Genomic DNA, 10,068 nt, shown 5'->3' with positions numbered 1-10,068 from the left:
AAATAGTGTGCAATGTGTAAAAAAAAGTAGTATAATAACCTATGATGGAAATTATTTTAAATTAATTTCTCTTTAATCTATTTTATCTGATTATTCAATAATTTTATTTATATAATAATAAAAACAGTTCTATTGTTGGATATTTCAGAATAATGGATTATGGTACAATCTATAAAACTTTATAGTAAAATAATGTATATACAAGTGGAACACTACAGTAACAAAAGGATTGCTTCATTTTAATAGAAAGCTCCGGCTGCGCTTGGAAAGGCAGTCCTCTAAACTTGTGTCGTATTGCAGCTTTTTTCTTATTATACCTTAAGAAAGGCTCTAAAGAGTTACAGAGTTGTTACCTTATCGTAAATATTGTTTAATATTGACATGTATTTAAAGCTATAATACTATTCTACTTAATACTATTTTTTACTATTTTCAGAAAATATTGAAGGGTTTGGTATCCTATGAGCAATCAAGAAGCGCTTCTGGAGATAAAAAATCTGCATACCGGGTTCGATATAGGTGGAGAAACCCACCATGCGGTAAAGGACGTCTCGTTTAGCGTAAAGCCTAGAGAGGTTGTCTGCGTAGTCGGAGAATCAGGATGCGGAAAAAGTGTTATGTCTCTGTCTATCATGAAACTTCTGCCTAAGCACAATGGAAAAATAGATAAGGGCGAAATTCTTTTCAAAGGAAAAGACCTTGTGCCTTTAAACGATAAAGAAATGAATCAGATCCGCGGAAAAGATATAAGCATGATTTTCCAGGAACCAATGACAGCTTTAAACCCTGTATTAACTATCGGTTTCCAAATGGACGAGGTTCTTATTAATCATACGAACGCTAAAAAAGAAGAAATCCGCCAAAAAAGTATTTCTCTGCTTAAGCAAGTAGGTATCTCCAGGTCCGAGCAGATTGTCCATGAATATCCTCACCAGCTTTCCGGAGGAATGAGGCAGCGTGTCATGATTGCGATGGCCATTGCCTGCCAGCCGAAGCTGCTTATTGCGGATGAGCCGACTACAGCTCTCGATGTGACTGTCCAGGCTCAGATTCTTGAACTGATCGAAAAGATTCAGGATGAAGTGGGGATGGCCGTAATGCTGATTACTCACGACCTTGGTGTAGTGGCAGAAATGGCAGACCGTGTCGTTGTAATGTATGCAGGCCAGGTAGTTGAAGAGTCAGACGTGGACAGAGTCTTTTATGACCCTAAACATCCTTACACGCGGGCTCTTTTAAGCTCTATTCCGCGTATGGAAGAAGAAAAAGAGGTTTTAAATACGATTAAAGGAATTGTACCTTCCTTAAAAAATATGCCGGAAGTAGGCTGCCGTTTCGTGGACCGCTGTCCGGAAGCTATGCCGGAATGCCGGAAAATTGATCCGCAGCTCGGGGAGACGGAGAAAGGACATTCGGTTCGCTGTCTGCTGTATGATGCGAGCAAGCCGGAGAAAAAATCGGAGGTAAGATGATGACTCAACAGCAAAAAGACCGATCAGAACACCTCCTTAAAGTAGAGGAGTTAAAAAAATATTATCCTGTAAGGGGCGGTTTTTTCCGCCGTAAAATTGGCGATGTAAAAGCAGTTGATAATATTTCATTAGAATTAAAACGTGGAGAAACTTTCGGGCTCGTAGGTGAATCAGGCTGCGGGAAATCTACCGCCGGCCGTACGATCACCCGTTTATTTAAACCTACTGAAGGAAAAATTTTCTTTGAGGGGAAAGATATAACAAACCTTCGGGGCACACAGCTTCGTAATTTACGCCAGGATATCCAGATGGTTTTCCAGGATCCTTATGCCTCCTTAAATCCGAAGATGATGGTAGGAAGTATTGTATCAGAACCGTTAGTTAACTATGGCAAAGGCAGTGAAAGTAAGTTAAAAGATGAAGTTATGAATCTATTAACAAGAGTTGGGCTCCCTGAAGATGCTTACTATAAGTATCCGCATGAATTTTCAGGCGGACAGCGCCAGAGAATTGGTATTGCACGGGCTCTTGCTTTAAAACCTAAATTGATTGTAGCGGATGAGCCTGTATCAGCATTGGATGTATCCGTCCAGTCGCAGGTGCTTAACCTGCTGAAAGAGCTTCAGGACGAATTTGATTTAACTTTACTGTTTATCGCTCACGACTTAAGCGTCGTTAAACATATGAGCGACCGCATCGGTGTTATGTATCTGGGTAACTTAGTTGAAGTTGCGGATGCTGATGATTTATACAAAGACCCTAAGCATCCGTATACGCAAGCATTAATTTCTGCTATCCCACAGCCGGATCCGAGAAACAAAAGTGAACGAATTATTTTGTCGGGCGATGTTCCAAGTCCGCAGAATCCTCCAGTGGGATGTCCGTTCCATCCTCGCTGTCCACAGGTAATGCCTGAATGCAGCGGGAAGAAGCCTCAATTAAAGGAGGTGAACAAGGAACACAGAGTTTCGTGCTTGCTTTACGAGTAGACCAACCTATGCTAATCAAACATTTGAACAGGGGGAATTACAAGGATGAAAAAATCGCTTTTACTTTCAGTGCTTCTGACAACATCCATTTTTGCAGCTGCATGTGGCGGAAACGACGGAAATAATGACGCTGATCCTGCTGACAACGGCAATGATGCAAATAATGCGGATGTAAATAATGATGAAAACAATGACGGCAATGAAGATAATGACACAGCTCAGGAAGATGCGCCGCAGGGTGGAACGGTAACATACGGTTTTACTCAGCCGTTTGCCGGACTGTTTGACTGGGCTCATTATGAAGGACAGGATGACAGCTTAGCTCTTAAAATTTTCAACGGAGATGCTTTAGTAAAAACAGGTGATGATCTTCGTCCTGAACCTCATTTAGCCCATGACTGGGAATGGTCAGACGATAATTTGACTGTTACTTTCCACTTGGAAGAAGGCGTTATGTGGCATAACGGCGAAGAGCTGACTGCAGAAGACTTTGAATATGCATGGGAAGTTATTGCTCATGAAGATTACACAGGACCTCGTGTTTCAAATGTAAACATCATTGAAGGTTTTGAAGAATATAACAGCGGCGATGCTGATTCTTTATCCGGTGTTGAAATTGAAGATGATTACACACTAAGTGTAACTTTCAATGAACCGATGCCGAACGCAGTCGATCAGCTTTGGACGTATCCGATGCCAAAAGCTCACTTGGAGCATATTGACGTAGCAGACCTTGAAGATGCGGACGAAATCCGACGCGAGCCTGTAGGTCTTGGCGCTTATCAAGTGACAAACATTATTTCTGGTGAACAAGTTGAATTTGAAGCATTTGAAGATTACTGGAGAGGTACTCCCAATTTAGATGGAGTTGTCTACCGCGTTATTGACGGAGCCCAGGCAGCTGAGCTGCTTGCTCAAGGGGAAGTAGATATTATCGATCTTCCGCCAAGCCAGGCAGTAACGGTTGAAGGAGACGACCGGGTGTATCTTGAAGAGATTGAAGCTCTTTCCTACAGCTATATCGGGTTCAAACTTGGACATTGGGACGGCGAACAAAACGTCATGGATAATGAAAAGTTCCATAGTAAAGAACTTCGCCACGCATTTGCACATGCGATTGACCGTCAGGGAATTATTGATTCCTTCAGTGAAGGATATGGTCAGGTAATTAATGCTCCGGAATCAGTAATCAGCTGGGCTTACCCTGATGAAACTGATTTAAACCAGTACGAATACGATCCAGAGCGTGCACAGGAACTGCTTGCTGAAGCAGGCTATGAAGACCAGACCGGCGACGGATTTGTTGAAACACCGGACGGCGAGGAGTTTACGGTTAACTTCATGGCTATGTCAGGAACTGAAATCTCTGAACCGCGTGCGCAATATATTGTTCAAAACTTACAAGATGCAGGCATTAACGCCAGATTGCAAGATGGCCAGTTATTTGAATTTAACTTGTTCTACGATTTAGTAGAAGAAGACGATGCTGACATTGACCTCTTTATGGGTGCGTGGGGACTTGCAGCAGACCCTGATCCAACAGGCCTATGGAAATCTGATGATTTCTGGAACTTCCCTCGTTGGGTGAATGAAGAATCTGATGAGTTAATTGAAAGAGGACTTAGTGAGGAAGCATTTGATGATGATTACCGCCGTGAAGTTTACCAGGAATGGCACCAGCTGGTGAACGATGAACTGCCATTAATTCCATTGAACTCTCCTGTGGATGTGTATGGTATTGCTTCAGATGTTGGCGGAGTGACTGTTGATATCCGTGATGCGATTACAGATCCGCACTTATGGTACCGTGAACAGTAATTTTCATTTTATGTGAAATCGGAAAGAATGCATGAAACCATGCTAATCAAGGAGAAATGATCATGTTACTTTACACTTTAAGAAGAATACTCATCATGATTCCAATCATGGTCATGATCTCTGTGGTGGTATTTGCCCTGGCATTAGCTATGCCAGGGGATGCCCTTTCCGGGCAAATCGATCCAGCCAACTCAGATCCGGAATACATTGAAGAAATGAGAGAACGTTTAGGGTTAAATGATCCCGTGCATGTTCAGTACGGCCGATGGATGGCCGGCGTTGTTCAATGGGATTTCGGGCGTTCTTTTGTTCACAGGATGGACGTTACAGAGGTAATTGGACAGCGGCTGCCGAACACGATACTGTTATCGGTGATGTCGTTAATTATTACTTACATATTGGCGTTTACGATGGGACGATATGCCGGAAGACATCCGTATACACCTGGGGATTATGGAATACAGGGAATAAACTATCTTATGCTTGCGATTCCAAGCTTTGTTGCTGCTATATTTGCAATTTTCTTTTTCTCGTTTCAACTGGGCTGGTTCCCTGCGACGGGAAGTGTCGGATCAGGAGTGACTCCTGGGACGTTTGAGTATTATTTAAGCCGGCTGCACCATGCCGCGTTACCTGCTCTGGTGCTCGGCGGACTGACAACAGCCAGTTATACGCAATTTTTAAGAAATGATATAATCGAGAGTTCTCAAAAGGATTATGTACGTACCGCGAGAGCTAAAGGAACATCGGAAAATGAAATATATAATAAACACATTTTACGGAATTCAATTATTCCGATTGTGACACTGTTCGGATTCGATATTGCCAGTATTATCGGCGGAGCAGTTATTATTGAAACAGTATTTGCCTACCGGGGCATCGGTGAACTACTGATTTCCTCCATCGACCGCCGGGATTCTTCTGTGGTCGTAGCTGTTACCTTGATGCTTTCTGTTGCTACACTGGTCGGGAATTTAATTGCTGACTTAGTATATGGCGTGGTTGATCCAAGGATCAGGGTAGAATAGGGGTGTTGATATGTCATCAATAGATACTAAAAAAGCAGAAGAGTTAGAAAAGAAAGCAAAGAAACAGTCCCCGTGGGCTATAGCCCGAAGAAAACTGTTTAAGAATAAACTGGCAATGATTAGTTTGGCTTTTCTGGTAGTTGTTACTATTTTAGCTTATTTGGCCCCCGTCATAGCGCCATTTGATCCATCACGTGTGGATATTATTAACAGGAACAGCCCTCCGGGGGGAGACTACCTGCTCGGGACGGATAATGCAGGGCGTGATGTATGGACCTCACTCCTGTATGGAGCAAGAACGTCCTTGACTATCGGATTTGTCTGTATGTTCGCGGTTGTTACAATTGCCACTGTCATCGGGTCTATTTCCGGATTTTACGGAGGCTGGGTTGATGCAGTGCTTATGCGTTTTACAGATTTCATGATGAACTTCCCGTTTCTTGTATTCGTAATTGTTCTAGCTTCAATTTTCAGGGAAGCAGGTATATGGGCTTTAATTGTCGTTTTAAGTGTCTTGTCGTGGACAGGGGCAGCAAGGGTGGTCCGGAGTAAAACAATGTCAGAGAAGGAAAATGAGTATGTCATGGCTGCCATATCAATCGGCGGGACACCTTTCAAAGTTATCAGAAAACACGTCCTTCCAAACGTTATGACGACGATCATTGTTCAAGCGACACTCTTGCTTGCAGTTATGATTGTTGCTGAGACAGCCTTGAGTTTTCTTGGTTTCGGTGTACCTTCAGGAACGCCAAGCTGGGGAAATATGATGCAGGAAGCGAGGCAGCCCCATGTCATCAGGAATGCTTGGTGGATCTGGGTGCCGCCAGGATTAGCTATAACCTTTACGATTCTTGCAATTAACTTTATTGGTGAAGGGATTAAAGACGCGTTTAATCCTAAATCCTTAAGATAATCCTATTATATTTAGAGATGAAGGTCTTGCCTTCATCTCTTTTTTTGTACTTAAAAATCCACACTAAGAATAAATTTAAGGCTTTTCCAAAGTCTGCAGGCAGCAGACTTTTTCTAATCTTTTTACTTTTTGGCGACCATTTTAGATAACTTTTCACAAATTCGCCATTAATACATTTAATTTCAATAAAACTTGCATTATAGTGATAAATTAATCTATCAACGATAAATTATCCTTACTCAAAAAAAACGACAAAGAGAGCTTTCAGATGTTCATATTTTCTTCATATTTAATGTGATTAGTATCACGTTGACATTAGGAGAAAGTTTCTACAATGAAAATGAAGCGGACTCTATATTTGAGGAAGGGGTGAAGGGGGTTGAAAAAACTTCGTCGGTTGATCGACAAGCGGGCGTTACTGTTTATTTTAGGGGGTGTCTTTTTAGGAATTGCTCTTTTTGCTGGTACTGCGGGATCCATGAAAGCAACAGACTCTGCTGAATTCTGTGCAAGCTGTCACATTATGGATACTGCCTATCAATCATATAGTGAATCGAACCATGCTACATTGTCCTGTAATGACTGTCATGCCCCAACGGATAGTTTAACATCCAAGGTTGCTTTTAAAGCTAAAGCAGGAGTTAGTCATATGTATATGAATACGCTCGGCTCGGAAGATGTACCGGATGTTATTCATGCTACTGACGGCTCGCAGGAAGTTATAGAAGCCAATTGTATCAGCTGCCATGAAGCAAGCCTGGAAAATGTTGAATTTCACGATGTAAAAGAAGGCGGATGTATCGATTGCCACCGCCATGTCCCTCATGGAAACAAACGCTATAAACCTGCTGACTGGTTCGAACCTGGAGAATACGATGCAAGAAGTTAATAACATTTAGAGAGGGTGAAGAAGATGGGGTTTTTATCGAGGAAAAAGCTTGTTCTCTTTTTGTCCATAGTAATGAGCCTGGTGATTATTGCAGGATGTGCCAGTTCAGAAGCCCAGGAGAGCGAGGATAAAACGACAGGCTTATCTCCTGATGAGATTTTAAATACAGCATTTAAAGACGAATTCCCGCTCCATTATGAAAGTTACTTAAAAAATATGACGCCGGAAGATGAAAACACAAGTAAGTTTGTTAAAGAAATAGAACCGAACCTTCCGATTTTATTCCACAACTACGGCTTTATGCTTGAATATAATTTAACCAGAGGCCACACCTATGCAGTGGAAGATGCTATAGAAATCGCCCGTACAAATGAAGATTCAATCGGTTCATGTATGACTTGTAAAAGCACGGCGGTTCCCAAGCTCCTGGATGAGATGGGAGACGACTACTGGGGAGCCAGCTTTGAAGAAGAAATTGTTCCAAGAACCCTTGCTTACGGTGAAGGGCATGAAGTGGATGAGCTTGGTGAACACGGCCACCTGTCCATCGGGTGCTCTGACTGCCATGACCCGGTAACAATGGAACTGAGAATCACCCGTCCGTCCTTTACAAATGCGATGGAGCGCAAAGGAATTGATGTGACGGAAGCAAGTAAAAATGATATGCGTACTTATGTTTGCGCTCAATGTCACGTTGAATACTATTTTGAGCCGGAACACGGAAAAGTAACTTTCCCGTGGGATAACGGTTTGAAGCCTGAAGATATGTTTGAATACAAAGAGAATCAGGCAATTGAACAAGGATTTGATTATGACTGGATTCACAGTATTTCAGGCGCCCCGATGCTGAAAGCACAGCACCCGGAATTTGAACAATGGAGTTATGGTCCGCACGGTGAAGCAGGCGTCTCATGTTCCGACTGTCACATGCCTTATGAAAGAACAGACGGGTCAAAAAAGATTACATCCCATCACTGGTCATCTCCAATGGATAATGTAGAACAGACATGCCGTACATGCCACTCCGACAAATCAGAATCTGAACTGGTCGAAAGAGTAGACAATATACAAGATCGCCATCTGGAAGCAATGCATGAAACACAGGAACACTCTGTCAGAGCTCATTATTATGTTAACCGCATGATTACTGCCGGTGCTCCTGAAGAGCGAATTGAAGAGGCGCAATGGTATATACGTAAGGGGCAATGGTTCTGGGATATTATAGCTGCAGAAAACTCAGACGGCTTCCATAACCCTCAGGGAGGAATGGATGCGATGAGAACTTCTTCAGACGCTTCTAATGAAGCTATCCGGATTGCCATTGAAGAACTGACAAAGCTGGAAATCGACTTTAATGAACTGGAAGAAGAAATGGATAAGATTGTCCAGACAGTTTATGATGAAGAAGATCCGGACTTGAAACATACCCATGCGACAAACGACTATTTCCCTAACGTGCTTGAATTGGAAGATTAAATAGTAAAGAAACTGGCACTAAAACAGCTAAAAAAAGAATGGCCCTCCCTTAGGGCCATTCTTTTTAGTATAGTGATCAAAAATACTCGCTTGCATTCTTGAGCATAAGCGCAATACCGGTAACAGATTCTCAGTTAACTCGGGGGCTTGGCATATAGACAATACTAGTCTTCAGGAAGAGCCGGCACATCCACATGAGGGCTTTCTCCGGACATGGCCATTAAAAAGGCGTGGAGTGCTTCTTTTTCCTCTTCAGATAAGTTTAATTCTTCCATTAAAGCGCTTTTATTCGGGTGATCATCTCCGCCATGATCATAATAATCAATAACATCTTCCAACGTTTCCAGGCTTCCGTTGTGCATATACGGGCCGCGGTGAGCTATACCGTATAAGCCGGGAGTACGGAAAACGCCTTTATCCGCTTCATCGCCTGTTACTTCATAACGTCCTTCATCTCCTGTTTCCATACCAATATTATGGAAGCTGTCATCTGATAAGTTCGGGCCGCCGTGGCATGATATACAGCCGGCATCTCCCGCAAAAAGTTCCATTCCTTTTATTTCCTTCTCATTTAATGCACTATAATCTCCGGCAAGGAAGTCATCGAAAGGAGTATCATCAATTACAATTGTACGCTGGAACGCAGCAAGAGCTTTCCCTATGTTATCAATCGTCACTTCGTCATCAAACGCTTCGTCGAACATTTCCACATAGCCATCTATTTCAGACAACTGTACGACTAATTCATCCAGGTCCTGGTTCATTTCTATAGGTGACTCAATCGGCCCCAGTGCCTGGGCTTCAAGAGAATCGGCTCGTCCATCCCAGAACAGGGAGGTATAATAACCAGAATTAATGATAGTAGGAGTATTTCTAGGTCCCTCTACGCCTTCAAAGCCTTCAAAAACCGGTTTTCCATCTCCATATCCCAAGGCGGGTATATGGCAGGACGCACAGCTTAAAGAATCATCACCTGATAGCCGGGGATCAAAAAACATTGTTTTTCCCAGCTCAATTGTTTCATCCGTCATAGGGTTATCCTCGGGAATTTCCATATTTCCTAAAGGTTGGTACATCGAGGCCAGTTCTTCATAAGAGTCGTCATGAACCGTTTCCACTCCATTATTCTCCGCCCCATCAGCTTCCTCTGTCGGTAAGGATGCATCTTCAGTGCCTCCGCAGGCAATTAAAAGAGTTGTAATAACAGCAAAACTTGTTATTAATCCAGCTTTCTTTTTCATGGGTCATCCTCCTTATTAAAATTAATTATTTATTTTTTATACCTCCTTTTTAATTATTATTATAAATAAGAGTTTCATCAGAAACTTTCGTAATTTTGAACATTTTGAAACATTTTCCAATTAGTGACTTTGATCACACTAAATTGTGGTAAGTTAAATTCACATACCTTTCAAACTTTAACCGTACCAAGCAGAAATCTCTATGATAGGATAAAAATGGAATAATAATTATTAATTAATAT

Annotated in this window: 8 protein-coding genes; 7 read left to right on the top strand and 1 reads right to left on the bottom strand. The window is 42.2% G+C overall.

The genetic code is table 11. The features are described 5' to 3' along the window. Positions 1–461 precede the first annotated feature (461 nt). From K8O68_RS08735 to K8O68_RS08705, 7 genes are all read left to right on the top strand, one after another. A complete protein-coding gene (locus K8O68_RS08735) occupies positions 462–1,472 on the top strand; it encodes an ABC transporter ATP-binding protein (RefSeq protein WP_230896515.1) in 1,011 nt (336 codons plus the stop codon). Beyond that, on the top strand, positions 1,472–2,461 hold the full coding sequence (locus tag K8O68_RS08730; RefSeq protein ID WP_230896516.1) for an ABC transporter ATP-binding protein: 990 nt from the start codon (positions 1,472–1,474) through the stop codon (positions 2,459–2,461). The genes K8O68_RS08735 and K8O68_RS08730 overlap by 1 nt, the downstream gene beginning before the upstream one ends. 45 nt (positions 2,462–2,506) lie before the next feature. Next, a complete protein-coding gene (gene opp4A / locus K8O68_RS08725) occupies positions 2,507–4,279 on the top strand; it encodes an oligopeptide ABC transporter substrate-binding protein (RefSeq protein ID WP_230896514.1) in 1,773 nt (590 codons plus the stop codon). A 62-nt stretch (positions 4,280–4,341) separates the two neighbouring features. Next, complete coding sequence (opp4B, locus tag K8O68_RS08720; RefSeq protein WP_230896513.1) at positions 4,342–5,307, top strand: oligopeptide ABC transporter permease; 966 nt, start codon at positions 4,342–4,344, stop codon at positions 5,305–5,307. A 10-nt stretch (positions 5,308–5,317) separates the two neighbouring features. Beyond that, positions 5,318–6,220 (top strand): oligopeptide ABC transporter permease, encoded by a 903-nt coding sequence (gene opp4C, locus K8O68_RS08715; RefSeq protein ID WP_230896512.1) that lies wholly within the window; start codon positions 5,318–5,320, stop codon positions 6,218–6,220. A gap of 379 nt (positions 6,221–6,599) precedes the next feature. Then, positions 6,600–7,109, top strand: a complete 510-nt coding sequence (locus tag K8O68_RS08710) for a cytochrome c3 family protein (protein WP_230896511.1) — start codon at positions 6,600–6,602, stop codon at positions 7,107–7,109. A 24-nt stretch (positions 7,110–7,133) separates the two neighbouring features. Then, complete coding sequence (locus K8O68_RS08705) at positions 7,134–8,585, top strand: ammonia-forming cytochrome c nitrite reductase subunit c552 (protein WP_230896510.1); 1,452 nt, start codon at positions 7,134–7,136, stop codon at positions 8,583–8,585. A 164-nt stretch (positions 8,586–8,749) separates the two neighbouring features. Here the strand turns inward: K8O68_RS08705 and K8O68_RS08700 are convergent, their stop codons facing one another. Further along, the gene (locus K8O68_RS08700) at positions 8,750–9,826 is read right to left on the bottom strand and encodes a cytochrome-c peroxidase (protein ID WP_230896509.1); all 1,077 of its coding nucleotides are present in this window, start codon (positions 9,824–9,826) and stop codon (positions 8,750–8,752) included. Positions 9,827–10,068: the final 242 nt, after the last annotated feature.

The organism is Salipaludibacillus sp. CUR1, assembly GCF_021028955.1.
GTDB lineage: Bacteria > Bacillota > Bacilli > Bacillales > Salisediminibacteriaceae > Salipaludibacillus.
The sequence above is the reverse complement of the archived record's forward strand: the minus strand, read 5'-3'. Positions and strand labels throughout refer to the sequence as shown.

Bases quoted from the DNA above. Each gene is read 5' to 3' on its own strand.
- K8O68_RS08700 (WP_230896509.1), bottom strand. From the start codon at position 9,826: ATGAAAAAGAAAGCTGGATTAATAACAAGTTTTGCTGTTATTACAACT.
- opp4B (WP_230896513.1), top strand. From the start codon at position 4,342: ATGTTACTTTACACTTTAAGAAGAATACTCATCATGATTCCAATCATG.
- K8O68_RS08735 (WP_230896515.1), top strand. From the start codon at position 462: ATGAGCAATCAAGAAGCGCTTCTGGAGATAAAAAATCTGCATACCGGG.
- K8O68_RS08705 (WP_230896510.1), top strand. From the start codon at position 7,134: ATGGGGTTTTTATCGAGGAAAAAGCTTGTTCTCTTTTTGTCCATAGTA.
- opp4A (WP_230896514.1), top strand. From the start codon at position 2,507: ATGAAAAAATCGCTTTTACTTTCAGTGCTTCTGACAACATCCATTTTT.
- opp4C (WP_230896512.1), top strand. From the start codon at position 5,318: ATGTCATCAATAGATACTAAAAAAGCAGAAGAGTTAGAAAAGAAAGCA.
- K8O68_RS08730 (WP_230896516.1), top strand. From the start codon at position 1,472: ATGACTCAACAGCAAAAAGACCGATCAGAACACCTCCTTAAAGTAGAG.